Raw genomic sequence first — 25,621 nt, forward strand, 5'->3', positions numbered from 1 at the left:
CCGTGGAGAACCTGTGTTGTACATGGGGAGAACGGTGGAAAATCACACCGATGTAACTACTAGCCCTTGTGGTGCTATCGGATGTCGGTACCCATATGTAGTATTGGAGTCCCGGTGGGGGGACTACCGGGAAGAGCACCGGATGCCACCGGGGGAAGCACTGAGGAGACGGAATCGACATGGCGATCACGGTTTACACGAAGCCCGCGTGCGTGCAGTGCACGGCGACGTATCGAGCACTCGATTCCAAGGGGATCGAGTACGAAATCCACGACCTCTCTCAGGACCCGTCGGCCCTCGAGCAGGTCAAGGCGCTGGGGTATCTCCAGGCGCCGGTCGTCATCACGGATGAAGACCACTGGTCGGGCTTTCGTCCCGACAAGATCGACGAACTCGCAGCGCGGCTCGCGTAGTTCGACGCAGCCCACCCGTTTCGACGGAGCTCAACGACCGCCGTCGGGTGTGTCCGAGCAAGGGGCGTCATGGGCGTCGTAGCAACTGAGACACCGCTGCTGGTCTACTTCTCGAGCGTGTCGGGCAACACCGCGCGCTTCATCGAGAAGCTCGGAGCACGAGCGCTCCGGATCCCGCTGCATGCGACCGATCCGGAGCTCGTGGTCGACGAGCCGTACGTTCTCGTGACACCCACCTATGGCGGAGGCAAGGGGCGGGGCGTCGAGAAGGGCGCCGTTCCCAAGCAGGTGATCCGATTCCTCAATGACGAACGGAATCGGCGTCACATCCGCGGGGTCATCTCCGCGGGGAACACCAACTTCGGCGAGCACTTCTGCCTCGCCGGCGACATCATCAGCCGCAAGTGCAACGTGCCGCACTTGTATCGGCTCGAAGTATTCGGCACGCCTGAAGATGTGGAACGCGTGAACGCGGGATTGGAACGATGGTGGGAACTCTGACGCAGGCCGACTTCAAGACGGAGGCACGCTTCGAGGGCATGGATTACCACGCTCTCAACGCGATGCTGAATCTCTATGACGCCGAGGGCAAGATCCAGTTCGACGCCGACAAGCGGGCTGCGCGGGAGTACTTCCTGCAGCACGTGAACCAGAACACGGTGTTCTTCCACTCGCTCAAGGAGCGCTTGGACTATCTGGTCGAGAAGGAGTACTACGAGGGCGCCGTCCTCGACAAGTACTCCTTCGAGTACATCCAGAAGCTCAACGACCTCGCCTACTCGAAGAAGTTCCGCTTCGAGACGTTCCTCGGCGCGTTCAAGTACTACACGAGCTACACACTGAAGACCTTCGACGGCAAGCGGTACCTCGAGCGTTTCGAGGACCGGGTCGTGATGACGGCGCTAGCACTCGCGGACGGTGACGAGAAGCTGGCGACCGCGCTCGTGGAGGAGATCATCTCCGGCCGGTTCCAGCCGGCGACGCCGACCTTCCTCAATGCGGGCAAGGCCCAGCGTGGAGAGCTGGTGTCGTGCTTCCTGCTGCGCATCGAAGACAACATGGAATCGATCGCCCGCGGCATCAACTCCGCGCTGCAGCTGTCCAAGCGCGGCGGCGGCGTCGCCCTGCTGCTGTCGAACATCCGCGAGTCGGGCGCTCCGATCAAGCAGATCGAGAACCAGTCCAGCGGCATCATCCCCGTGATGAAGCTGCTCGAGGACTCCTTCTCGTACGCGAACCAGCTCGGCGCGCGTCAGGGCGCCGGTGCGGTGTACCTGAACGCCCACCACCCCGACATCCTGCGCTTCCTCGACACCAAGCGTGAGAACGCCGACGAGAAGATCCGCATCAAGACGCTCTCGCTCGGCGTGGTCGTCCCCGACATCACGTTCGAGCTCGCGAAGAACGGCGAGGACATGTACCTCTTCTCGCCGTACGATGTGGAGCGCGTCTACGGCGTGCCCTTCGGCGACATCTCGGTCACCGAGAAGTATCGCGAGATGGTCGACGACCCGCGTATCAAGAAGACCAAGATCAACGCGCGCGAGTTCTTCCAGACGCTCGCCGAGATCCAGTTCGAGTCGGGCTACCCGTACATCATGTTCGAGGACACGGTGAACAAGGCCAACCCGATCAAGGGCCGGATCAACATGTCGAACCTGTGCTCCGAGATCCTGCAGGTCAACACGCCGACCACCTTCAACGAGGACCTGTCGTACAACCAGATCGGCAAGGACATCTCGTGCAACCTCGGTTCGCTCAACATCGCGCTCGCGATGGACGGCGGCGACCTCGCGCAGACCGTGGACACCAGCATCCGTGCCCTCAGCGCGGTCAGCGACCAGAGCCACATCCGCTCGGTCCGCTCGATCGAGGACGGCAACGACCGCTCCCACGCCATCGGCCTCGGGCAGATGAACCTGCACGGCTACCTGGCGCGCGAGCACGTCTACTACGGCTCGGAGGAGGGTGTCGACTTCACGAACATCTACTTCTACTCGGTGCTGTTCCACGCGCTGCGCGCGTCGAACAAGATCGCGATCGAGCGCGGTGAGGTCTTCGACGGGTTCTGGGACTCGAAGTACGCCGACGGCTCGTTCTTCGACAAGTACATCGACCAGGAGTGGGCGCCGGCCACCGAGAAGGTCGCGGAGATGTTCGCCGGTCACCACATCCCCACGCAGGAGGACTGGCGTGAGCTGAAGGCCTCGATCCAGCAGCACGGCATCTACAACCAGAACCTGCAGGCCGTGCCGCCGACCGGATCGATCTCGTACATCAACAACTCGACGTCGTCGATCCACCCGATCGCGGCGAAGGTCGAGATCCGCAAGGAAGGCAAGCTCGGGCGCGTCTACTACCCGGCGGCCTTCATGACCAACGACAACCTGGAGTACTACCAGGACGCGTACGAGATCGGCTACGAGAAGGTCATCGACACGTACGCCGCTGCCACGCAGCACGTCGACCAGGGCCTGTCGCTCACACTGTTCTTCAAGGACACCGCTACCACGCGCGACATCAACAAGGCGCAGATCTACGCCTGGCGCAAGGGCATCAAGACGATCTACTACATCCGCCTGCGTCAGATGGCGCTCGAGGGCACGGACATGACCGAGTGCGTCAGCTGCACCCTGTGATGGTCTGCCCTTCGACAAGCTCAGGGACCGAAAAGGACGAACGATGAGCGAGAAGCTCCAGCTCCTGGACCACGTCCAGGCCATCAACTGGAACCGCATCCAGGACGACAAGGACCTCGAGGTGTGGAACCGCCTCGTGAACAACTTCTGGCTGCCCGAGAAGGTGCCGCTGTCGAACGACATCCAGTCGTGGAACACGCTGACGCCCGACGAGCAGACCCTCACGATGCGCGTGTTCACGGGACTCACGCTCCTCGACACGATCCAGGGCACCGTCGGAGCCGTCTCGCTCATCCCCGATGCGATCACCCCGCACGAGGAGGCCGTCTACACGAACATCGCGTTCATGGAGTCGGTGCACGCCAAGTCGTACTCGTCGATCTTCTCCACGCTGTGCTCGACGAAGGAGATCGACGAGGCCTTCCGCTGGTCGATCGAGAACCCGAACCTTCAGAAGAAGGCTCAGATCGTCATGGAGTACTACCGCGGCGACGAGCCCCTCAAGCGCAAGGTCGCCTCGACCCTGCTCGAGAGCTTCCTGTTCTACTCGGGCTTCTACCTGCCGATGCACTGGTCGAGCCGCGCCAAGCTCACCAACACCGCCGACCTCATCCGCCTCATCATCCGCGACGAGGCCGTGCACGGGTACTACATCGGCTACAAGTTCCAGAAGGGGCTCGAGCAGGTCGATCAGGCGAAGCGCGACGAGATCAAGGACTACACGTTCTCGCTGCTGTACGAGCTCTACGACAACGAGATCCAGTACACGCAGGATCTGTACGACGGCGTCGGCCTCACGGAGGACGTCAAGAAGTTCCTGCACTACAACGCCAACAAGGCCCTCATGAACCTGGGCTACGAGGCGATGTTCCCCTCGACCGTCACCGACGTGAGCCCGGCGATCCTGTCGGCCCTGTCGCCGAACGCCGACGAGAACCACGACTTCTTCTCAGGGTCGGGCTCGTCGTACGTCATCGGCAAGGCCGAGGCCACCGAGGACGAGGACTGGGACTTCTGAGACCCAGGATCTGAAAACCCTGGGGTGTGAAAGAACCCGGAGAGGACGGATGCCGCGGCCCGCGGCATCCGTCCTCTCTTCGTTCGTGACGCGGGAGGTCTCAGCCGCGCGGCGGGGCTGCCGACGACCGCACGATGAGGGTCGTCGACAGCTCGGCGCGCGCAGCCGGGTGCTGGCCGGCGCGCACACGGACGATCACGTCGATGGCGGCGCTGCCCATCTGTGCAAGCGGCTGCCGGATGGTCGTCAGCGGCGGGTCGATCCACGACGAGTGCGGAAGGTCGTCGAAGCCGATCACCGACATGTCGTCGGGGATCCGGAGGTCGCTCTCGCGGAGGGCACGGATGGCGCCAAGCGCGCTGTCGTCGCTCGCGGCGAAGATGGCGGTCGGACGAACATCGCGTGAGAGCAGGAGACGGGTCGCGTCGTAGCCTTGGTCGACGCCGTACTGGGTGCGGATGATCAGGCCGTCGTCGACCGGAACGCCCGCCTGCTGCATCGCTGCCTGGAACCCGGCCAGACGAGCGATGCCGTTGTCTTGATCGAGGGGGCCGGTGATCGTCGCGATGCGGCGGTGCCCCAGCTGGAGGAGATGCTGCGCGGCGTCGAACGCTCCCTGGAAGTTCGTCGCGGCGATCGCGTACGTGCCCGCCGGCTCCCGGTGCAGCGGGTCCACGACCACGAGGGGGATCCCCGCCTCGGCGAGCAGTCGCCGGGCGTCGGGACTCGGCACGGCGACCACGCTCAGCAGGCCATCGGATCCCCGCTCCAGGGCGTGCATCACCCAGTCGTCGCAGTCCTCCGGATCGGGTTCAACGGCCAGCACGAGATCTTTGCCGTGCCCCTTCGCCCCCTCTGCGGCCCCACGGACCACGGCTTCGGACCACGCCTGATCGAGGTTCACCACGCGCATGTCGAGGAACCCGGTCGCCAGGCGCGGGCGCATGCGGATCTCGTAGCCGTGGCGTTCCAGCACCGCTGCCACGCGATCCCGTGTGGCGCGCGAGACGTCGGGCCGGGAGTTGAGCACCTTCGACACCGTCGGGACGGATACCCCGGCCTCGGTCGCGATCTGGGCGAGCTGGACTGCCATAGTTCCTCCGGATCAACTTTCCGAAAATGCTAGCGCGAACCGACAACGATCGGTCGCTGATTTCGCGCGACTCGCTGGACTCGCGCCGCCATGTCGCTCTATAGTCTCACCTTGAGGCACGAAATTTCGATGCAAGCTATCGAAACAACACAAAGGAGTGAGCATGCAGAGGATGCGAGTAACGGCGGTCACGGCGATGGCGCTCGGCGCCGCCCTGGTGCTGTCGGGTTGCGGTCGCAGCGCTGACGGGGCGGCGGAGGGTTCTTCGGCCGGGCCGGCCGAAGAAGGCAAGGCGACCGGAGCTGTCGAGATCTGGACGGCCGGTGGGCACGCCGACAACCTGAAGAAGCTCACCGCGGACTGGCTCGAGGAGAACCCGGACGCCAGCATCAAGGTCACGGACGTGCCCTGGGATCAGGTGATCACGAAGGTCCAGACGGCGACGGCCGCCGGCAAGGGGCCCGACATCATCATGACGGGTTCGGACCAGACCGCGACGGTGATCGGGATGGGCGCGTTCGACAGTGTCCCCGAAGGCGTGTACGACGGCGATGACTTCTACCCCGCCGCCGTCGACTCGGTGACGGGCGAGGAGGGGCTGTACGCGATGCCGTGGTACGTCGAGACGCGCTTCCTCTTCTATCGCAAGGACATCGCGGCAGAACTCGGCCTGTCGGCCCCGACGACGTGGGAAGAGACGCAGGCCATGGCCACGGCGTTCGCCTCCCGGCCCGGCGGCACCTACGGGATCAGCCTTCCCAAGCCCACCGAGCAGCCCGCGCAGGTCATCGTGCCATTCGACGCGCAGGCCGGCGGCGAGATGACCGACGGCGACGAGTGGACGATCGACACTCCCGAGTTCGTCGCGGCGCTCGACTACTACGGCGGCTACTTCCAGCGCGGCGAAGCGCCGATGGGCGACGCCGACGCGACCTTCGAGAACGGCGGGACGCCGATGTTCATCTCGGGGCCCTGGATGCTCGACGTCTATCAGGAGGAGATCGACACGGGCGCCGCACCCGAGGGCTTCACCATGGAATCCGTCGGCTACACCGTTTCGCCCACCGGCCCCGGCGGCAACAACGATCAGTACATCGGCGGCGGCAACCTCGGCGTGTTCTCGGCGTCCGACAACAAGGCGGCGGCATGGTCGCTGCTGTCGTGGATGGGGGAGCAGGAGCAGCAGGAGGCGTGGTACGACCTGCAGGGCGAGCTGCCTGCCAACGTCGCCGCCGGGGACTACGCCCCGATCCAGGACAACCCGGTGACCAAGACCCTCACCGAGCAGCTGCAGAACACCGTCGCCACGCCGAACTACCCCGCGTGGTCGCAGATCTCGGACCTCATCAGCAAGTACTCGGAGCAGGTCGCCCGCGGTGAGATCTCGGGCGCCGACGCGGCGAAAGAGATCCAGGCACAGGCCGACACGATCGGCTTCGGATGGTGACATCCGTGCCGGTGCGGCCGGGGAAGGTCACTTCCCTGGCCGCACAGCGGCGCCGTTCGGCCCTCATCGCCTGGGTCTTCGTCGCGCCGTTCGTCCTGACGTTCGGGGTCTTCGGACTCATCCCGCTCGTCAGCTCGCTGGCCATGGCGTTCACCGACCTGCGGGCGCGGGACATCCGCAGCCCGTTCAACGTGAACTTCGTCGGATTCGAGAACTTCGTCGCGGTGCTCACCGACCCGTCGTTCCAGCGCGCACTGTTCAACACGCTGATGTTCGTGGTGGTGGGCGTCCCCGCCACCCTGTTCATCGCGCTCGTGCTGGCGGTGCTCCTCAACTCCGTGAGTCGCAAGGTCGCCACGTTCTTCCGCGTGGGCTACTACACGCCGGTGATCACGACGATCGTCGCGGTGGCCGTCGTGTGGCGCATCATGTACCAGAACACGGGCGTGTTCAACACGATCCTCGGCTGGGTCGGCATCACGGGCCCCAACTGGCTCAGTGATCCGAACACCGCTCTGCTCGCGATCACGATCATGGCCGTCTGGCGCAACATCGGCGCCTCCATGGTGATCTTCCTGGCGGGTCTGCAGGGAATCCCGGCGGACGTCACCGAAGCCGCCTCGATCGACGGTGCCAATGCGGTCCAGAAGTTCTTCCGCATCACCATCCCGATGATGATGCCGACGATCCTGCTCAACACGATCCTGGTGACCACCGGCTACATGCAGTTCTTCGACGAGCCGTTCGTCATGACCAACGGCGGTCCGCTCGAGTCGACCACGTCGATCGCGCTGCAGGTCTACAACCAGTTCAAGTACGGGAACTACTCGGTCGGGGCCGCCGGCGCCTACGTGCTGTTCGCGCTGGTCGGCATACTCGCGCTGATCCAGTTCCGCTTCTTCCGCCAGAGGACCTGACATGACGACGACCCTCGAACGACCCACCGACACCGAGGTCGGATCCGCGCCGACGCGGGCACCCCGCAAGCCCATCCGCTGGGGGAATCTGGCCGTCCTGGTCATCCTCTCGGTCGGCCTCGCCGCCACCGTCCTCCCGTTCGTCTGGATGGTGCTCGGCGCGTTCAAGACCAAAGCCGAGATCATGGCACGCCCGGTCACCTGGTGGCCGCAGCATCCCACGCTCGACAACTTCCGGGCGTGGCTGTTCGAGTTCGACATCCTCCGGCCGTTCTTCAACTCGGTGTTCCTCGCGGTCGTGACCGTCGCGACGACGCTGCTGTTCTCGTCGATGGTCGGCTGGGCGCTCGCGAAGATGAAGTTCCCCGGCAAGAACGTCATCATCGTCATCGTGCTGGCGACGCTGTTCGTGCCCGGCATCGTGACACTGATCCCGCAGTTCGTGCTCGTCGCGAACCTGGGGATGGTGAACACGTACTGGGGGCTGATCCTGCCGGGCATGGTGGGCGCGTTCGGCGTCTTCCTGATGCGCCAGTTCATGCTCGAGATCCCGGATTCGCTCCTGGATGCGGCGCGCATCGACGGCGCGGGGGAGTTCCGCACGTTCTTCCAGATCGTGCTCCCCCTGTGCAAGGCGCCGCTGGCGACGCTCGCCATCTTCACCTTCATGGGGTCGTGGAACAGCTTCCTGTGGCCGCTGATCATCTCGCAGGACGACTCGATGTACACCCTGCCGGTCTCGCTGGCCCTGTTCTCGGCAGAGGCGGGCGGTCACGGGTCGGACTTCGGGCTGCAGATGGCGGGTTCGTTCCTCATCGTCATCCCGGTGCTCATCCTGTTCATCGCGATGCAGCGCCACTTCATCCAGGGGATCGCCTTGACGGGGATCAAGTGACCCGGGTCTCCGACAGCGACATCAGCCACACACGGAAGGAAACAGCATTCATGAGCAGTGTCATCGCCGCGCCCGAGGGGTTCATCTGGGGAGCGGCGACCGCCGGTCACCAGATCGAGGGCGGCAACGTCAACACCGGACACTGGGAGAACGAGTACGCGCCGGGCTCACAGATCCCGGAGCCCTCGGGTGACGCCTGCGACTCGTACCACCGGTATCCGGAAGACATCGCGCTGCTGGCGGATGCCGGCCTCACTGCGTACCGGTTCTCACTGGAGTGGTCGCGCATCGAGCCCGAGGAGGGCGTCGTCTCGCGTGCTCAGCTCGCCCACTACCGGCGGATGATCGACACCTGCCGCGACCACGGCGTCGAGCCCATCGTGACGCTCCACCACTTCACCTTCCCGCGGTGGTGGGACCGCTCGGGCGGGTGGTACGCCGCGCAGAGCACCGACAGATTCCGGCGCTTCACCGAGATCGCCACGACGATCCTCCACGATGTGGATCTCGTCGTCACCATCAACGAGCCGAACATGATGGTCAACCAGACCGAGGCGCGCATCGACACCGAGAACGGGGTGAACTTCCCCGGCCCCTCGCCGTTCGTCGCCCGAGCGATCGCGGACGCGCACCACGCCGCGACCGAGGTGCTGCGCGGGGTCGGCGGCATCCGCTCGGGCTGGACCGTGGCGAACCAGGTGTTCCAGGCCGTCCCCGGGTGGGAGGCGCAGCGCGACGAGTGGCAGTACTGGCGCGAGGACTTCTTCCTCGAGCAGTCGCGGAGCGACGATTTCATCGGCGTGCAGTCGTACCTGCGCACCATCATCGGACCGACCGACGACGAGCAGGGATTCGGCCCGCAGCCGTGGCCTGAGGGCACCGAGCGCACGCTCACGGGTTGGGAGTACTACCCCGAGGCGCTCGGCCAGGCACTCCGCCACACCCGCGAGGTCACCGGCGGCATCCCGATGATCGTCACCGAGAACGGCATGGCGACCACCGACGACGCGCGGCGCATCGATTACACGACGGACGCGCTGGCGGGGATGGCCGCGGCGATGGCCGACGGCTGCGATGTGCGCGGGTATCTCCACTGGTCGCTCCTCGACAACTACGAGTGGGGGTCGTTCCGACCGACGTTCGGACTGATCGCGGTGGACCGCGAGACATTCGCCCGCAGCCCGAAGCCGAGCCTCGCGTGGTTGGGAGGTTTGGCGCGGCGGAACGAGATCCCCACGACGCTTCGGGGGAGCCGCGAGCCCGGCCCGACGGAGTCGACGAGCGGCAGAACCAGCCGCGAAGTCGCGTAATAGACGGGCAGCGGAGCGGTCTCTTCTGTGGGGGGTGCGCCGGAGCCCCGGTCCGGCACCCCGGCCGTGGGTCCCGAGCCCGCGGCTACCGGGGGCGCCGGCATTCTCGCGTCGGCCCCCCGGTCAACTCTCCCGCACTGCTGTGTCCCCGTCCACGACGCGTGAGCTCGGCGAACCGCTGCGCGACGTGCCCGCGTATGACGTCATTTCCCGCGGAACAGGTGACACGGAGCGCTCGCGTTCCTATGGTTATGACAGCGACGTCCGGTTGTGGGAACCGGCGCCGGCACTGCATGCGGTGAAAAGGGGGCTTGCGTGGACAACGAAGCGCGTCCGGCAGGAAGTTCGGCCAGCGCGTCGGCGACGGCACCGGCGCCTGCCGGTGTGACGCGCAGCACCCTGGTGTGGTTCGGCCTGGGATTCGTGCTGCTGTCGTTCTTCGCCGCCTTCCTGGGGTCGTGGCTCGCTCGATCGGTCGACACGTCCGAGGCGGCGCCCTCAGCGACGGTCACGCCGGCACCCGAATACGAGGACGCTCTCGCCGAGATCCTTCCGGCGGGTTCGGCCGTGCGCGCGGGCTCCGGCGTACCGGAAGCCGGCAAAGGGCAGGAGGGGGACGTCTACATCGACATCCTGACCGCCGACGTCTACCTCTTCCAGGATGACTGGACCTACGTCGGGAACATCCGCCAGTCCGCCGCTGAGAACCTCACCGGCGAGCAGGGGCCGGAAGGTGCGCAGGGGCCGGCAGGGCCGCAAGGTGAGCAAGGGGAGCAGGGCGAGCAGGGGTCCACCGGCGCACCCGGAGCGCCGGGTACCCAAGTGACGCTGGGCACCGCCGCCCCCGACGACGCCGACTGTGACGCGGACGGCGACGTGTTCGTCGACACCGCAGCGGTGCAGTTCTACGAATGCACCGACGGCGCATGGAGGCTCTTCGGTCCGACTCCCGAGCCGACTCCGGAGCCCTCGCCGTAGCGCGTCAGCGCCGCGTCGACGCGGTCACGGTGAACTTCGCGTTGCGTGCGATCTGCCGTGTCGGCCCGACCGTGCGCTCGAGTGCCGGACGGTAGCGCAGTCCGGAGTTCCACACCGTCCACAGCTCGCCGCCCGGCCGCAGCACGCGAGCGGCCTCGGCGAACATCCGCGGGGCGATGCCCTCGTGCACGGCTGCGCCGGAGTGGAACGGCGGATTGAGCGCGATGAACGACCCGCTGCTGTCGGGCTGCGCGCCGAGCATGTCGTCGCGCACCACCTCGACCCGTTCGTCCACGCCGTTCGCGCGTGCCGTCGCGGCCGCCGAGGCGACTGCTGCGGCCGACTGGTCGGTCGCCAGCACACGGAGATCGGGATGCCGCAGCGCGAGTGCCGTCGCGATCACCCCGGTGCCGCACGCGAAGTCGATCACGGCGCCGCCCTCGGCGGTGATGCGAGGGAGAGAGTCGCCGGCGGTTGCCAGCTGGTCGAGCAGGAACCTCGTGCCGATGTCGATCGTCGCGCCCGCGAAGGCACCGCCGAAGGCGCACACCACGATGCCGTCCAGTGTCGCCTGGCGGGGTGCGGGATCGCCGCCGGCGTGAGGCATGCGCGCCACGAGAACCCGGGACTTCTGCCGCGCATGGCTGACATCGAGCCGGCCGAAGCTCTCGCGGAGCACCTCGTTCATCGCCAGGGTCATGTGCTTGATGCGCCCGCCGGCGAAGACGACGACCTCGGGTGCCGCGTGAGCGGCGATGAGTCCGGCGATATCGCGCAGCGCCTCCAGCGAACGCGGCAGGCGCAGCAGCACGACGCGTGCGCCGCCCACGAGCTCGGGCGAGAGCGGCAGCGACGAGAAGGTGCCTCCGAGACCGAATCGCTCCGCGTTCGCAGCCAGCGCGCGCTCGCCGGTGAGCGGATCCTGGTGGACACGGATGCCGGTGCCGCCGTCCGCCGCCGCCGCGAGCGTGAGAGCGCCGTAGCCGTCGCCGATCACCGTGAGCCCGCCCACCCCGGCGTCGGCGCGCGCGGCCGCCGACTCATCGAGGAGCAGCCGGTCCGCGGCATCCGTCGCCACCAGGCCGGGAGCCTCCACGTCGGGCCACCGGCGCAGTCCGTCGAGTGAGAACGTCACCGTCCCACGGTAGCGGGCGGGCGATCGCGCCCGAGGGCACGGCGAATGCGCCGCGTCGCCCGGCGGCGGGCTAGCATTCAGCACATGCCGGAGCGCCCCTTCAGTCCTGTCATCTCCCTGCTGACGGTCGCGAGCGTCTGGGACGGGCACCTCGGCGCGCAGCTGCGCGATCTCGGTCTGACGACCCGCAAGTACGCGCTTCTCGCACACATCGAGGCGACGCCCGGCATCTCGTTCAGCGAGCTCTCGCGCCGGTCGCAGATCACGGTGCAGTCGGCGCACACCGCCGTGCAGACGCTGGTGGCGGACGGGCTCGTCGAGGACGCCACCAAACACGCCGGATCCGCGTCCGACCTGCGCGTCACCGTGCGAGGCAGCGACGTGCTCCAGGCCGCACAGCAGCGGCTCGCGGCGTTGGACGCGGGCCTCGCCGACGCCGCTCCGGCGCTCGCTCGCGCGCTCGAAGGCCTGCACGAGGAGCCACCTCGCGCCGACGGCGGGTCGGCAGTCAGCTGACCTTCAGCCTGACTGAAGTCTTTCAGTTAGGCTGAAGGTGTGTTCCGCAACCCTCACTCCCTGTTCCGCGCGCTCGCGATCGCAGAGGCGATCTCCTGGACGCTGCTCATCGCCGGCCTGATACTCCGAGCCACCACCGGCTGGGCGCTCGGCGTCACGATCGGCGGCGGCATCCACGGATTCGTGTTCCTCTCGTACGGCGCCACGGCGATCCTCGTGGCACTGAACAACCGCTGGCGCGCGTGGCCAACGGTGGTCGCGCTCGTCAGCGCCGTTATCCCATACGCCACGATCCCGGCCGAACTCTGGCTGCAGCGCAGCGGACGGCTGGCGGCCGCGTGGCGACTCGAGCCGACGGACGACCCGCGCGACCGCACCTGGTACGACCGGCTCATGCGGTGGTTCCTGCGGCGCCCGTGGGTGCTCGCGACGCTCATCGCCGTCGCGCTGGTCGTGCTCTTCGTCGTTCTGCTGATCGTCGGGCCGCCCGGCGGGTGAGGCGGGCGTGTCAACCGCGCTGCGGCAGTTGCTGCAGTGTCCAGGTGTTCCCATCCGGGTCGGCGAACGTCACGAATCGTCCCCACGCCTGGTCATCGACGCCCTCGGCTTCGACGCCGAGGCCGCGGAGGTGCGCGAGCGCCTCGTCGGCGTCGGGCACGACGACCTGGATCGTGTTCTGGCGGCCGGGCTCGAGGTCGACGCCGAGTCCTGTGCCGAACGCGATCGAGCAGGCCGATCCCGGCGGCGTCATCTGCACGAACCGCAGACCGTCGAACGGTGTCTGGTCATGATCGGCGTGAAACCCGATCCGCTCGTAGAACTCCTTCGCCCGGTCGACGTCCGTGACCGGCACGAAGATGAGCTCGATCTTCCAGTCCATGGTTCTCTCCTCTGCGATGCGGCGCCCCCGGTCCCGAGGTTACGCCGGGCCCCCGACACGACGGCGCCGTCAGTCGTCGGGTCCGGAACGCGGGAATACCTCGCCGCGCGACCTGTTTAACTTGACAATGCCTGTATCAAGTTCAAAACTTGATGCTCGTTCACTCAAGTTTCAGGAGAGACGGAATGCCCGAAGACTTCACGCCCCAGGTCGGCGACGAGGGGAGCTCGTTCGACGAGTTCCTGGCACGCTATCTCGCGGGAGAGCGCGCGCGTGCCGAGCGATCGATCGACCTGAGCCGTTACCTCGGTGCGCGCACGCAGGAGCTGCTGCAGCGCGCCGGCAAGTACGCGCTCGAGCGCGGTCAGCGTGAGCTCGATGCCCTGCACGTGCTGCGGATCCTGGTCGGCGAAGCTCCGGCCCGGGATGCCGTGCGCCGCGTCGGCGCCGACCCCGACGCCATCTCGCGCGCCACCGAAGAGCGCCTTCCCGCCGCGTCCGCCCCCGCCGACGTCGACGGCGCCGTAGTGACGGCGTCGGTCCAGCGCGCGCTGTTCCACGCCTTCCAGGTCGCCCGTTCGTCGGGTTCCACCTACGTCGACCCCGAGCACCTGTTCTTCGCGCTCGTGCTGGCGCAGGACACGCCTGCCGGCCAGGTCCTGGCGCGCGCCGGCGTGACCGCCGAGGCGCTCATGCAGGGGGCACGCGAGACCGTGACGCCGGACGGTGCTGCCGAGGGCGAGGCGAGGACGGATGCCGCGGCATCCGACACCCCCATGCTCGACATGTACGGCACCGACCTGACCGCACGCGCCCTGGCCGGTGAACTCGACCCGGTGATCGGCCGAGCCGACGAGATCGAGCAGACCATCGAGATCCTCAGCCGTCGCACCAAGAACAACCCGGTGCTCGTCGGCGAGGCCGGCGTCGGCAAGACGGCGATCGTCGAGGGACTCGCACAGGCGATCGTCGACGGCGGCGTTCCCGAGCAGCTGCTCGGCAAGCGCGTGGTCGCCCTCGACCTGCCGGCCATGCTGGCGGGGACGCGCTACCGCGGCGACTTCGAGGAGCGCCTGACCAAGACGATGGACGAGATCGCCGCCCGCAAGGGCGAGCTCATCGTGTTCATCGACGAGGTGCACACGGTGGTCGGGGCCGGCGGCGCCGGTGACGGCGGCATGGACGCCGGCAACATCCTCAAGCCGCGCCTCGCGCGGGGCGAGCTGCACCTCGTCGGCGCGACCACGCTCAAGGAGTACCGCGTCGTCGAGAAGGACCCGGCGCTCGAACGCCGGTTCCAGCCGGTGCGCGTGGGCGAGCCCTCGGTCGAAGATGCCGTGCTCATCCTGCGCGGCCTGAAGCCCGCGTACGAGGAGCACCACGGCATCGTGTACACCGATGACGCGCTCCGCGCCGCGGTCGAGCTCAGCGATCGCTACCTCACCGAGCGTGTGCTGCCGGACAAGGCCATCGACCTCATCGACCAGGCCGGCGCCCGTCTGCGTCTGCGCCTGGGCGCGACCGTCGACGTGAGCGGCCTCATCGAGCGTCTCGCAACGCTCGAGGCGGACAAGAACGCCGCGGTGTCGGCCGAGCACTACGAGGAGGCGTCGCGGATCCGCGACCAGATCGCCGAGGTGCAGGCCAAGCTCGACGAGGCCACCAGCTCGGGCCCCTCGACAGGCTCAGGGACGGGTGCGCGCGTTGAGCCGATCGTCGGCGAGCCCGAGATCGCGGCCGTGATCAGCCGGGCTACCGGCATCCCGGTCAACCGTCTCACCGAGACCGAGCGCGAGCGGCTGGCGTCCTTGGAGGACGAGCTGCACGGGCGAGTGATCGGGCAGGACGACGCGGTCGTCGCGGTCGCGAAGGCCGTGCGCCGCAACCGCACGGGCATGGGCGATGCCCACCGGCCGGTGGGGTCGTTCCTCTTCCTCGGCCCGACCGGTGTCGGAAAGACCGAGCTGGCCAAGGCGCTCGCCGCGAGCCTGTTCGACGACGACACCGCCGTGATCCGCTTCGACATGAGCGAGTTCGGCGAGCGGCACACGGTGTCTCGTCTGGTGGGTGCCCCTCCGGGATACGTCGGCTATGACGAGGCCGGCCAGCTCACCGAGCGCGTGCGGCGCAACCCGTACTCGATCGTGCTGTTCGACGAGATCGAGAAGGCGCACCCCGACGTGTTCAACCTGCTGCTGCAGGTGCTCGACGACGGCCGCCTCACCGACGGGCAGGGTCGCACTGTCGACTTCCGCAACACCGTGATCGTCATGACCTCGAACCTCGGCTCCGAGTTCCTCGCCTCGCGCGGCGGTGCCATCGGCTTCCTGCCCGACGGGGGAGGGGCGACCGGGTTCGGTTCCGAGAAGGACCTGCGGGATCGCGTGTTCGGCAAGCTCCGCGAGGCGATGCGGCCCGAGTTCCTCAACCGGATCGACGAGATCGTGCTGTTCCGCAAGCTCGACAAGCCGCAGCTGCAGCGCATCGTGCGACTGCTCCTCGGCGCGTCCGAGGCGCGCTTGGCCAAGCGCGAGGTGGACTTCGTCGTCACCGACGGCGCCGTCGCCTGGCTCGCCGAGCACGGGTACGAGCCCGAGTACGGTGCCCGGCCGCTGCGTCGCCTGATCCAGCGCGAGGTGGACGACCGCATCGCCGACCTGTTCGTGACCGGTGCGCTCGTCGACGGCGGTGCCGTGACGGTGGACGCCGTGGGCGACGAGCTGTCGGTGGCCGCCGGGGCGTCGTTCCCGATCGCCGCGTGAGCTGATCACGCCCTCCGCGAGAGGCGCCGCGCCTTCGGGCGGGCGCCTCTCGTCGTCGAGCGCGACGGCGGCGGTGCGGCGTCAGGCTCCCAGCATCCGTTTCAGCGTGATCGCATTGCGCACCGCGTTGCCCTCGCCGTCGTTGTTGAAGTACGCATGCACCTCATGTCCGGTGCCTTCCCATTCGCGGATGCGCTCGGCCCACCAGGCGAGGTCGTCGTCGGAGTACGAGCCGCCGTAGAGGTGCTCGGGGTCGGGACCGTGCAGTCGCACGTACACGAGGGGAGCGGTCGCGCGCAGCACGCAGGGCAGGCGGGCCCCGCTCATGACGCAGTACGCCGCGCCGTGGCGCTCGAGCATCGCGAACACGGCATCATCCACCCACGACGGATGCCGGAACTCGATCGCCGGTCGCGTCCATTGCGGCAGCGCGGCGAGGAAGTGCTCCAGGCGCGCGTCGTCGCGCTCCATCGCCGGGTGCAGCTGGACGATGAGCGGCCCGCGCCGCCCGCGGAGCTCGTGGAGCCCGCGGGTGACACGCGAGATCCAGACCTCCGGCTCGCGGAGCCGCCGCGCGTGGGTCAGGCCGCGGGGCGCCTTGACCGCCATCTCGAAGCCCTCCGGGAGCCGATCGCGCCACGCGGCGAATCTCGCGTCGGCCGGCCACCGGTAGAAGCTGCCGTTGAGCTCCACCGCATCGAACTCGGCGGTGTACTGCGAGAGCCACTGGCTCTGAGGGCCGTGGTAGAACACTCCCCGCCAATGCGGGTAGACCCAGCCGGACGTCCCGATGCGCGCCATCCCTCCAGCCTGCGGCGCACGGACGGCGTGTGGCACGGGGTTGCATCGGCGGACGCCCCGCGATAACCACCGCCGGCGGTGGGGTCGCGGTGTCGACGTGCGCCCGTCGGCGACCGCTGACAGAGTGGGGGACATGACCCGCATCGGTGCGATCTTCAACCCCTACACCCACGCTCCTGACGAGTTCCGCGACGCGGTGCTCGCTGCGGAGTCGTCGGGCCTGCCGGAACTGTGGATCTGGGAGGACTGCTTCCGGCAGTCCGCGTTCGCGACGGTCGGTGCGGCGCTCGCCTGGACGGAGGCCCTGAGGATCGGGATCGGCATCGCGCCCATGCCGCTGCGCAACGTCGCGGCGACCGCCATGGAGCTCGCCACCGTGGAGCGGCTGTTCCCGGGGCGGCTCCTGCCCGGCGTGGGGCACGGGGTGCTGGACTGGATGGGGCAGGTCGGCGCACGGGTCGCGTCGCCCCTGACGCTGATGCGCGAGTACGTGCCGGCGCTGCGGAGCCTGCTGGCGGGCGAGGAGGTCACGGCGGCGGGGCGGTACGTGACACTCGACGGCGTGCGGCTCGACTACGCGCCGCCGACGCCGCCGCTCGTCTACGCGGCGGCCGAGGGGCCGAAGACGCTCCGGCTGAGCGGCGAGGTGGCCGACGGCACGGTGCTGGACAGCGGCCACACGGCGGAGGAGTACGCGGTCGCGACGGCGTCGATCCGCGAGGCGCGCGAGCGCGCCGGCCGCGGCGGCGATCACGACGTGGTCGCCTACGTCGTGACGGCGTTCGGCGCGGATGCCGAGGCCCGCGCGATCGCGGATGTCGGCGACAGACCCGACCCGGCCCAGCGCGCGCTGTGGGGTGACCCGGCTCAGGTCGCCACGGGCGCACGGCGGTTCTTCGATGCCGGTGTGGACGACGTCGTGCTGCTGCCCTCCTCGCGCGGCGACATCGCCGAGTTCTACCGGGCGGCCGCCGAGGTCGCCCGTCTGGTCGGAAAGGACGCCGCGTGACCGCGAAGCTCTCACTCGGGATCGCTGCGGCGGCCGGCCCCGAACTCGCCCGGCGGGTCGCGCCCGCTGCGGAGGCGGCCGGCTTCCACGCCCTCTGGGTGAACGACACCCCGGGTCAGGACGCGCTCGCCGTTCTCGCCGCCGCGGCGGCCGTCACCGAGCGCCTGGTGCTCGCGACCGGGGTGCTCCCCGTCGACCGGCGCACACCCGACGAGATCGCGGCCGACGCCTCCGGTCTGCCCGCCGCGCGGCTGGTGCTGGGCATCGGCTCGGGGCAGGCGCGCACCGGTGCGGTGGAGCTGGTGACGGATGCCGCGACCGCCCTGCGTCGGCGCACCGGAGCGCGCGTCCTGGTCGGCGCGCTCGGCCCGAGGATGCGGCGAGCCGGGGCCACGGCATCCGACGGACTCCTGCTGAGCTGGCTCACGCCGCGTGTCGCCGCAGAGCAAGCCGCCCAGACGCATGCGACCGCGCCCGGCGCCCACGTCGCGCTCTACGTGCGCGCGGCAGCGGACGCCGCCGCGGTGGCGCCGCTCGACGAGGAGGCGGCTCGCTACGCGGGATACCCGGCGTACGCCGCCAACTTCGCCCGTCTCGGCCTGGACGTCGCCGACACCGTGATCCGTCCGGCGGATCTCGGGGACCGGATCGCCGCCTACCGCGCCGGCGTCGACGAGGTCGTCCTGCGGGCGATCACGCCGACGGGCAGTGCGGACGACCACCTGCGGTTCATCGACGCCGTCGCGGCGGCGATCGCATGAGGCGGGTCGTCGGCCGCTGGGCCCTCGCGGCGCTCCTCGTCGTCGCGGGCGCCTCGCATCTGACCTGGGGCCGCCGCGGCTACCGCATCGTCGTGCCCGACTGGGCGACCCGGCTGCTCCACACGGACAAGGACACGATCGTGCTCGCCTCTGGCGTCGTCGAGCTGATGCTCGGCGGTGCGCTCGTGGCGTTCCCCGGCGAACAGCGCCGCATCGGCTGGGCGGTGGCGGCGTTCTTCGTGGCGGTCTTTCCCGGCAACGTCCACCAGTGGCGCACCGGTCGTCCGGCTCCGATGCTCGCGACCGACCGCGCGCGCTTCGTCCGGCTGGTGCTGCAGCCGCTGCTCGTGGCGTGGGCGCTCTGGAGCACCGCGGCCCCGGCGAGAGGACGCGGATGAGTCGGCCGCTCGCCGTCATCGCGGGAGCGTCGGGGTTCGTCGGCCGTGCGCTGGTGCGCGCGTTCGCCGACGACGGCTACGACGTGCGCACCATCGGTCGTGCGGGCGCCGACGCGCAGTGGACCGACGCCGACGGCATCCTCACCCTCGTCGACGGTGCCGAGGTCGTCGTCAACCTCGCGGGCAGGTCGGTGAACTGCCGGTACACCGACGCGAACCGCGACGAGATCCTGCGCTCACGCGTCGAGACGACGCGGGTGCTGCGTCGTGCCATCGCCGCGGCGGCCACGCCCCCACCCCTGTGGCTCAATGCGAGCACGGCGACGATCTACCGCTACGCGCTCGACGGTCCGCAGACCGAGCGGGACGGCGAACTCGGCGCCGGCTTCTCGGTCGATGTGGCACGCACGTGGGAGGACGAGTTCTTCGCGGACGACCTCCCGTCCACACGGCGCGTCGCGCTGCGCATGGCGATCGTCCTCGGCGACGGTCCCGCGACGCGCACGCTGGTGCGGCTGGCGCGCCTCGGGCTCGGCGGGCCCCAGTACGACGGCTGGTGGTTCGCGCATCGTCGCTATCGCGGGATAGGTCCGCATCCCACGGGCGACGGCCGCCCGCCCTGGCACCGATCCGGCGGCCGGCAGCGCTTCAGCTGGATCCACCTCGACGACGTCGTCGGGGCGGTGCGGTTCATCCGTGACGACCCCGGCATCTCCGGGCCGGTGAACCTGGCGGCGCCGGGCACCTCCGACAATCGCGAGCTCATGGCGAAGCTCCGCCGTGTCGTGGGGTCACCGGTCGGTCTGCCCGCTTGGCGCTTCATGCTCGAATCCGCGATGTGGGCGCTGCGCACCGAGCCGGAGCTCGTGCTCAAGAGCAGGTGGGCGACTCCCGAGGCGCTGACAGCGGCGGGCTACGTGTTCGCGTACCCGCAGCTCGAGCCGGCTCTTGATGATGTCGTCGCCGCGCTCGGCGAGCGGCCGCACTGAGACCCGGCGGCGCCATCGTGTCGGGGCCGGATGGGAGAATGCGGGCATGCTGCTCCACGAGCTCGTGACGGCGACGGATGCCGTGGCCTCGACGACATCACGACTGGCCAAGGTCGCCGCACTGTCGGACGCTCTGCGTCTGCTCGATCCCGACGAGATCGGTCCGGCGATCGGGTTCCTGACCGCCAGCCCGCGCCAGGGTCGCCTCGGCGTCGGGTGGCGGAGCCTCTCGAACCTCGCCGTGACGCACGCCGACGAACCGACGCTCACCGTGGGCGATGTCGATGCGGCGCTCGATCGTCTCGCCGGGGCGGAGGGCGCGGGGTCGGTCGCCGCGCGCGGCGACGCGCTCGAGACGCTCGCCCGGTCGGCGACGGCGGAGGAGTGGGACTTCCTCGCCCGCGTCATGCTCGGCGAACTCCGCACCGGAGCGCTCGAGGGCGTCCTGCTGGATGCCGTCGCGAAGGCGTCCCGCCGCGACGCTCCCACCGTGCGGCGTGCCGCCATGCTGTCGGGCGACCTGGGCGCGACGGCGCGATCGCCCTCACCGGTACGCCCGAAGATCTGGACGCGATCGGGCTCGAGGTGGGGCGCGGCGTGCTGCCGATGCTCGCTTCGACCGCCGGCTCGACGACCGAAGCTCTCGAGACGCTGGGGGCCGCGGCATCCGTCGAATACAAGCTCGACGGGGCACGGATCCAGGTGCACCGCGACGGCGAGGATGTGCGCGTGTTCACCCGGAGCCTCGCCGACATCACGCATCGGGTGCCCGAGATCGTCAAGGTGGTGCGCGAGCTGCCGGCCGACCGTGTGATCCTGGACGGTGAGACGCTGTCGCTCGACGAGGACGGCGGGCCCCGCCCGTTCCAGGACACCATGGCGCGCTTCGGGTCGCTGGGCGCCGACGACGCCGCAGCGGTGGTGCTGCGCCCGTGGTTCTTCGACATCCTGCACCTCGACGGCCGCGATCTCATCGACGAGCCGCTGGCGACCCGCCTCGCACTGCTCGACGAGGCGGTCGGAGACGCCCGCATGCCGGGCATCGTGACCGACGACGCCGACCGCGCCGAGGAGTTCTCGCGCGAGGCTCTCGCCGCCGGGCACGAGGGCGTGATGGTGAAGTCGCTCGACGCGCCGTACGCCGCCGGCCGACGCGGCAAGAGCTGGCTCAAAGTGAAGCCCGTGCTCACCTACGACCTCGTGGTGCTCGCCGTCGAGTGGGGGTCGGGCCGGCGCACCGGTCAGCTCTCGAACCTGCACCTCGGCGCGCGCGATCCCGACGGCACGTTCGGTGAGCCCGGGGGCTTCGTGATGGTGGGCAAGACCTTCAAGGGACTGACCGACGCGACGCTGCGGTGGCAGACCGAGCACTTCCCGACGATCGAGACCCACCGCTCGTCGTACGCCGTGCATGTGCGTCCGGAGACGGTGGTCGAGATCGCCATCGATGGCGTGCAGCGCTCGACGCGCTACCCGGGCGGTGTCGCGCTGCGCTTCGCCCGCGTGAAGGGGTACCGCCCCGACAAGCGCGCCGACGAGGCCGACACGATCGAGACGCTGCGCGGACTGCTGCGGGGGTGAGGGTCCAGGCGCGCGGACGTCAGCGGCGGACCGCGATGTACCGGTGCTCGGGTCGGCCCGTCGTCCCGTAGCGCAGCCGCACCTCGACCAGGCCGCGGCTGGCGAGCCCCGCCAGGTGCCGTTGGGCGGTCGCCCGAGAGATGCCGACGCGGTCGGCGATCTCCGCGGCGGATGCCTCGTCGTCGCCGAGCCCCTCGAGGATCAGCTGCTCCGTCGCCGAGCGCGCGACGGTCGCCGGCTCCGCCCCGCCGTGCATGATCGCGAGGGCGCGGTCGATCTGCTCCTGCTCCAGGGGCCGGTCGGTGACCAGCAGGTTGCGCATCCGTGCGTAGCGGTCCAGCCGCTCGGCGAGCACCCGGGCGTCGAAGGGCTTGGTCAGGTACGCGAGCGCGCCCGCCTGCAGCGCGCGGCGCACGGTGGCGGCATCCGTCGCCGCCGACAGCACGAAGGCGTCGATGCCGGCCGCGGCGACGAACTCGACGCCGTCGCCGTCGGGGAGGAACGCGTCGACGAGCAGCAGGTCGGGGATTTGCGTTCGCACGGCCTGCCGTGCCGCACCGAGCGACTGCACGGACTCGAGGGCGGTGAACCCGGTACGCGATGCGACGACGTCACGGTGCAGGCCGGCGACGCGGAAGTCGTCGTCGACCACGAGGACGCGGATGGGACGGCTCATGGGGTCTGCCTCTCGGGGTTCTCGTCGGCGCGGCGGAGCGCCCCGGGGAGCCGGGCGCCGAACACGGCGCCGGACCCCGCGCCGCCCGGATCGATCAGCCAGACATCGCCGCCGCGGCGGCGTGCCAGATCGCGGGAGAGCGGCAGGCCGAAGCCGTGACCATGGACGGCATCCATCGCGCCGGCCTGCGCCTCGAGGGGGGTGGCGCGCGCGAACGGGTCGGCTCCCGCCGGCTGGATGCCGCGGCCGGAGTCGGCCACCGTGATCACGAGTTCGCCGCCGTCTCCCAGCAGTGCGATCTCGACCCAGCCGGGCGTGTCCCCGCCCACCGCCGCGGTGACGGCGTTGCCGACGAGGTTGCCGAGCACCGCCGCGACGTCCTCCGCCTCGACCACCTCGCTCAGCAGGAGGGTGTCCTCCGCGATCCGGACGGTGACGCCGCGCTCCCGCGCGGTGGCGGCGGTGGCCCCGAGGAGCGATTTGAGGAACGCGTCCGGAACGCGCTCGAGCCCCGCGATGCCGAAGTCCACGGCGCCGCGCTCGGTCAGATCGCCGAGGAAGGCGCGCGCCTCGTCGACGCGTTGCGCATCGATCAAGCCGGAGGCGACGTGGAGGCGATTGGCGAACTCGTGCCGCTGCACACGCAGCGCCTCGGTCATCGCGCGCACGGTCTCGAGCCGGCCGGCGAGCGCCTCGACGTCGGTGCGGTCCCGCACGACCACGATCTGGCCCAGTGCCCGTGCGTCCCGCTGTACCGGTCGCGTGTCGAGATACAGCACCCGGTCGCCCACGACCGCCTCCACGCCGGAGGCCCCGTCTCGCACCGCGTGGAGCACCGAGTCGGGCAGCGCGAGCTCGTCGAACCTGCGCCCGACCGGTTCCTGGATGCCGAGCATCCGTTCCGCCGCCTCGTTGCACACGCGCACGACGCCGTCGGGATCGAGGGCCACGACGCCGTCGCCGACGCCCTCGAGCACGGCCGCCTGGTTCTGCACGAGGGCGACGAGCTCCTCCGGCTGGAGTCCGAGCGTCAGCCGCTCGAACCGCCGGCGGAGCAGCAGCGTGGCCACCGCGGCGAGTGCGACCCCGCCGATCGCGGCGATGGCGATGGTCGCGACGAGGGCGGGCAGGTCGTCGAAGACGCTCGCGCGCTCGAATCCGACACTGACCTCGCCGACCGGGGCGCCGCGGTCCTCGGGATAGACGGGCACCTTGGCGCGCGCGGACTCGCCGAGCGTGCCCACCTCCCAGTCGACGACCTCGTTGCCCTCGAGCACCTCGGCGAAGGGCGTCGAGACGACCTGGCCCAGAAGCGCCTCCGTCGGGTGGGCGAGACGGATGCCGTGATCGTCGGTGATGACGACGAACAGCGCGTCCGTGCGGCCGGCGACATCGACGGCGATCTGCTGGAGCGCACCGTTGCGCAGCTGGGCGGCGTCCGGCGTGCCGGGGTCGGCGGAGAACCCGGCGACCAGCGACTTGACGTCGGGATCCTCCGCGACCGTGCGTGCGATGTTGAGGGCTGCGGCCTCCGACTCCGCCCGGAGCTGGCGCACACCGAGCCACCCGAAGACGAGCGTGCACACGGCGACGACGGCGGTCACCGTCACCAGCTGCATCACGAGGAGCCGCGTTGCGAAGCGCATCCGATCTCCTCCCGGGGCTCGGACCGGCAGCCGCCGGCCTTCCGCGCACGTGAGCACAATGCGCAGAAGACACGCTACGCGCACAACCTGCGGGAATGCGACGTACCGCGCGACGAGCGCGGTCCCGCGCCTAACCTCGCGGGAACGCACCGCCACCGGGCGATGCCCTCACCCGCACCGCACGCACCCGCACGACACGACGAAGGAGTCGAGATGAACGCGGCAGTTCCGTTCCTGTTCCACGCCGCCGAGGCCGACGAAGGCTACGCCACCGCCTTCGTCCCGTCCGAAGGTGTGCTCGTCGCCCTCGGCTTCACCATGGTCCTGGTGTTCATGGCGCTCATCATGACGCGCCGCCTGACGCCGATGGTCGCGCTCATCCTCGTGCCGACCGTGTTCGGCCTGTTCGCCGGTGCGGGGCTCGGGCTGGGCGACATGATCCTCGACGCGATCGGCAGCATGGCCCCGACCGCAGCGCTGCTGATGTTCGCCATCATGTACTTCGGCATCATGATCGACGTCGGCCTGTTCGACCCGCTGATCCGGGCGATCACGCGGCTGCTGGGCGATGACCCGGCCAAGGTCGTGCTGGGCACCGCGGTGCTGGCCGGTGCGGTCTCGCTCGACGGCGACGGGTCGACGACCTTCATCATCACGACTTCCGCGATGCTGCCGATCTACCTGCGCCTCGGCATGAGCCCCGTCGTGCTCACCTGCGTCGCGGGCCTCATGAACGGCACGCTGAACATCGTGCCGTGGGGCGGCCCCACCGTGCGGGCGGCGACCGCTCTCGGCCTGCAGCCCACCGACATCTTCGTGCCGATGCTGCCCTCGCTCGCTGCCGGCATCGTCATCTCGCTCTCCTTCGCCTGGTTCCTGGGGCTGTCGGAGCGCAAGCGCATCGGAAGCATCGACGAGTCGCGCCTGGACGGCGGGGGAGTCCTCGCCGGATCCCGCATCTTCCGCAGCGCCGATCGGAAGCCGGGCGCCCGTGCGACCCTGCGCACCGGCAACATCGTGACGGTGGCGGGCGGCAGGGGCAGTCTGCCCGTCGCCACGGCTGTCGTCGACCGCGAAGACACGGCGATGGCCGACACGATGCTCGACCCGAATCGCGCGACGCTGCGGCCGAAGCTCATCTGGGTCAACCTGGCGCTCACCGTCGTGGTGATGGTGCTGCTGGTACTGGACGTCTTCCCCCTCGCCTACGTGTTCATGGTCGGCGCCGCGATCGCGCTGTTCGTGAACTTCCCGAAGCTCAAGAGCCAGGCCGACGAGATCGTCGCCCACGCGCCGAGCATCGTCGGCGTGGTGTCGATGGTCCTCGCGGCCGGAGTCCTCGTCGGCGTGCTGAACGGCACCGGCATGGTCGACGCGATGGCGACGTGGATCACCACCGTCATCCCCGCCTCGCTCGGACCCTTCCTGGCCGTGATCACCGGCATCCTGTCGATCCCGTTCACGTTCTTCATGTCGAACGACGCCTTCTACTACGGCATCCTCCCGGTGCTGGCGCAGAGCGCCGAGCATTTCGGCATCGCCCCGGTCGAGATGGCTCGCGCTTCGATCACCGGGCAGCCGGTGCACCTGCAGAGCCCGCTGGTGCCGGCGATCCTGCTGCTGGTCTCGCTGGCGAGCGTCAACCTCGGCGACCACCACAAGAAGGTGCTGTGGCGGGCGTGCGTCGTGTCGCTCGCGATGCTCGCCGTAGGTGTGCTGGTGGGCGCGGTCCCGCTGATGGCCTGAGCGGCGGGGCG

At 69.3% G+C, this 25,621-nt stretch carries 23 protein-coding genes and 1 pseudogene; 18 read left to right on the plus strand and 6 right to left on the minus strand.

Annotation, left to right across the window (positions count from 1 at the left end):
- Nucleotides 1–179 precede the first annotated feature (179 nt).
- The 4 genes from nrdH to nrdF all read left to right on the plus strand — a co-directional run bounded on the left by nrdH (nt 180) and on the right by nrdF (nt 4,070).
- The gene (gene nrdH, locus NCG93_RS00505; RefSeq protein WP_194413491.1) at nt 180–413 is read left to right on the plus strand and encodes a glutaredoxin-like protein NrdH; all 234 of its coding nucleotides are present in this window, start codon (nt 180–182) and stop codon (nt 411–413) included.
- A 69-nt stretch (nt 414–482) separates the two neighbouring features.
- Nucleotides 483–914, plus strand: coding sequence for a class Ib ribonucleoside-diphosphate reductase assembly flavoprotein NrdI (gene nrdI, locus NCG93_RS00510; protein ID WP_194413492.1), 432 nt, complete (start codon nt 483–485; stop codon nt 912–914).
- Nucleotides 899–3,052: a class 1b ribonucleoside-diphosphate reductase subunit alpha gene (gene nrdE / locus NCG93_RS00515; RefSeq protein ID WP_194413493.1), complete on the plus strand. Its 2,154-nt coding sequence runs from the start codon at nt 899–901 to the stop codon at nt 3,050–3,052. The genes nrdI and nrdE overlap by 16 nt, the downstream gene beginning before the upstream one ends.
- A 43-nt stretch (nt 3,053–3,095) precedes the next feature.
- Nucleotides 3,096–4,070 (plus strand): class 1b ribonucleoside-diphosphate reductase subunit beta, encoded by a 975-nt coding sequence (nrdF, locus tag NCG93_RS00520; protein ID WP_194413494.1) that lies wholly within the window; start codon nt 3,096–3,098, stop codon nt 4,068–4,070.
- Between the two features lie 100 nt (nt 4,071–4,170).
- On the opposite strand, the gene NCG93_RS00525 is transcribed toward nrdF, so the two are convergent.
- Complete coding sequence (locus NCG93_RS00525) at nt 4,171–5,163, minus strand: LacI family DNA-binding transcriptional regulator (protein ID WP_194413495.1); 993 nt, start codon at nt 5,161–5,163, stop codon at nt 4,171–4,173.
- 163 nt (nt 5,164–5,326) lie between these two features.
- Between NCG93_RS00525 and NCG93_RS00530 the strand changes: the two genes are divergently transcribed.
- The 5 genes from NCG93_RS00530 to NCG93_RS00550 all read left to right on the plus strand — a co-directional run bounded on the left by NCG93_RS00530 (nt 5,327) and on the right by NCG93_RS00550 (nt 10,710).
- Entirely contained in the window at nt 5,327–6,610 is a 1,284-nt protein-coding gene (locus NCG93_RS00530) for a sugar ABC transporter substrate-binding protein (protein WP_194413496.1), read from the plus strand.
- A complete protein-coding gene (locus NCG93_RS00535; RefSeq protein WP_194413497.1) occupies nt 6,604–7,527 on the plus strand; it encodes a carbohydrate ABC transporter permease in 924 nt (307 codons plus the stop codon). The genes NCG93_RS00530 and NCG93_RS00535 overlap by 7 nt, the downstream gene beginning before the upstream one ends.
- A 1-nt stretch (nt 7,528) precedes the next feature.
- A complete protein-coding gene (locus NCG93_RS00540) occupies nt 7,529–8,422 on the plus strand; it encodes a carbohydrate ABC transporter permease (RefSeq protein ID WP_194413498.1) in 894 nt (297 codons plus the stop codon).
- 50 nt (nt 8,423–8,472) lie between these two features.
- Nucleotides 8,473–9,732: a glycoside hydrolase family 1 protein gene (locus NCG93_RS00545; protein WP_241741613.1), complete on the plus strand. Its 1,260-nt coding sequence runs from the start codon at nt 8,473–8,475 to the stop codon at nt 9,730–9,732.
- A 384-nt stretch (nt 9,733–10,116) separates the two neighbouring features.
- Complete coding sequence (locus tag NCG93_RS00550; RefSeq protein ID WP_206687328.1) at nt 10,117–10,710, plus strand: hypothetical protein; 594 nt, start codon at nt 10,117–10,119, stop codon at nt 10,708–10,710.
- A 4-nt stretch (nt 10,711–10,714) separates the two neighbouring features.
- Here NCG93_RS00550 and NCG93_RS00555 read toward each other — a convergent pair whose 3' ends face one another.
- On the minus strand, nt 10,715–11,845 hold the full coding sequence (locus tag NCG93_RS00555; protein ID WP_194413500.1) for a class I SAM-dependent methyltransferase: 1,131 nt from the start codon (nt 11,843–11,845) through the stop codon (nt 10,715–10,717).
- A gap of 84 nt (nt 11,846–11,929) precedes the next feature.
- On the opposite strand from NCG93_RS00555, the gene NCG93_RS00560 reads away from it, so the two are divergent.
- Nucleotides 11,930–12,361 carry a MarR family winged helix-turn-helix transcriptional regulator gene (locus NCG93_RS00560; RefSeq protein ID WP_194413501.1) on the plus strand — a complete coding sequence of 144 codons (432 nt, stop codon included), beginning with the start codon at nt 11,930–11,932 and terminating at the stop codon, nt 12,359–12,361.
- Nucleotides 12,362–12,400: 39 nt separating this feature from the next.
- Complete coding sequence (locus NCG93_RS00565; RefSeq protein ID WP_194413502.1) at nt 12,401–12,859, plus strand: DUF3817 domain-containing protein; 459 nt, start codon at nt 12,401–12,403, stop codon at nt 12,857–12,859.
- A 10-nt stretch (nt 12,860–12,869) separates the two neighbouring features.
- Here NCG93_RS00565 and NCG93_RS00570 read toward each other — a convergent pair whose 3' ends face one another.
- Complete coding sequence (locus NCG93_RS00570) at nt 12,870–13,241, minus strand: GNAT family N-acetyltransferase (protein WP_194413503.1); 372 nt, start codon at nt 13,239–13,241, stop codon at nt 12,870–12,872.
- Nucleotides 13,242–13,426: 185 nt separating this feature from the next.
- Between NCG93_RS00570 and NCG93_RS00575 the strand changes: the two genes are divergently transcribed.
- A complete protein-coding gene (locus NCG93_RS00575) occupies nt 13,427–16,003 on the plus strand; it encodes an ATP-dependent Clp protease ATP-binding subunit (protein WP_194413504.1) in 2,577 nt (858 codons plus the stop codon).
- A gap of 81 nt (nt 16,004–16,084) precedes the next feature.
- Here the strand turns inward: NCG93_RS00575 and NCG93_RS00580 are convergent, their stop codons facing one another.
- Nucleotides 16,085–16,804 carry a DUF72 domain-containing protein gene (locus tag NCG93_RS00580; RefSeq protein WP_194413505.1) on the minus strand — a complete coding sequence of 240 codons (720 nt, stop codon included), beginning with the start codon at nt 16,802–16,804 and terminating at the stop codon, nt 16,085–16,087.
- Nucleotides 16,805–16,937: 133 nt separating this feature from the next.
- Here NCG93_RS00580 and NCG93_RS00585 point away from each other — a divergent pair, with 133 nt between their 5' ends.
- The 5 genes and pseudogenes from NCG93_RS00585 (at nt 16,938) to NCG93_RS00605 (ending at nt 21,542) form a co-directional block, all read left to right on the plus strand.
- Nucleotides 16,938–17,813, plus strand: a complete 876-nt coding sequence (locus NCG93_RS00585) for an LLM class flavin-dependent oxidoreductase (RefSeq protein WP_194413506.1) — start codon at nt 16,938–16,940, stop codon at nt 17,811–17,813.
- Entirely contained in the window at nt 17,810–18,574 is a 765-nt protein-coding gene (locus NCG93_RS00590; protein WP_194413507.1) for an LLM class flavin-dependent oxidoreductase, read from the plus strand. Before NCG93_RS00585 ends, NCG93_RS00590 begins: the two co-directional genes overlap by 4 nt.
- On the plus strand, nt 18,571–18,972 hold the full coding sequence (locus NCG93_RS00595; RefSeq protein WP_194413508.1) for a DoxX family protein: 402 nt from the start codon (nt 18,571–18,573) through the stop codon (nt 18,970–18,972). The genes NCG93_RS00590 and NCG93_RS00595 overlap by 4 nt, the downstream gene beginning before the upstream one ends.
- Nucleotides 18,969–19,961, plus strand: coding sequence for an epimerase (locus NCG93_RS00600; protein ID WP_194413509.1), 993 nt, complete (start codon nt 18,969–18,971; stop codon nt 19,959–19,961). The genes NCG93_RS00595 and NCG93_RS00600 overlap by 4 nt, the downstream gene beginning before the upstream one ends.
- 46 nt (nt 19,962–20,007) lie before the next feature.
- Nucleotides 20,008–21,542, plus strand: a pseudogene (locus NCG93_RS00605) (ATP-dependent DNA ligase).
- Between the two features lie 19 nt (nt 21,543–21,561).
- Here the strand turns inward: NCG93_RS00605 and NCG93_RS00610 are convergent.
- Nucleotides 21,562–22,218, minus strand: a complete 657-nt coding sequence (locus NCG93_RS00610; protein WP_194413510.1) for a response regulator — start codon at nt 22,216–22,218, stop codon at nt 21,562–21,564.
- On the minus strand, nt 22,215–23,864 hold the full coding sequence (locus NCG93_RS00615) for a sensor histidine kinase (RefSeq protein WP_194413511.1): 1,650 nt from the start codon (nt 23,862–23,864) through the stop codon (nt 22,215–22,217). The genes NCG93_RS00610 and NCG93_RS00615 overlap by 4 nt, the downstream gene beginning before the upstream one ends.
- Nucleotides 23,865–24,077: 213 nt before the next feature.
- On the opposite strand from NCG93_RS00615, the gene citH reads away from it, so the two are divergent.
- Entirely contained in the window at nt 24,078–25,610 is a 1,533-nt protein-coding gene (citH, locus tag NCG93_RS00620; RefSeq protein WP_194413512.1) for a citrate transporter CitH, read from the plus strand.
- Nucleotides 25,611–25,621 lie beyond the last annotated feature (11 nt).

Origin of the sequence: Microbacterium yannicii (genome assembly GCF_024055635.1) — a bacterium.
Lineage (GTDB): Bacteria > Actinomycetota > Actinomycetes > Actinomycetales > Microbacteriaceae > Microbacterium > Microbacterium yannicii.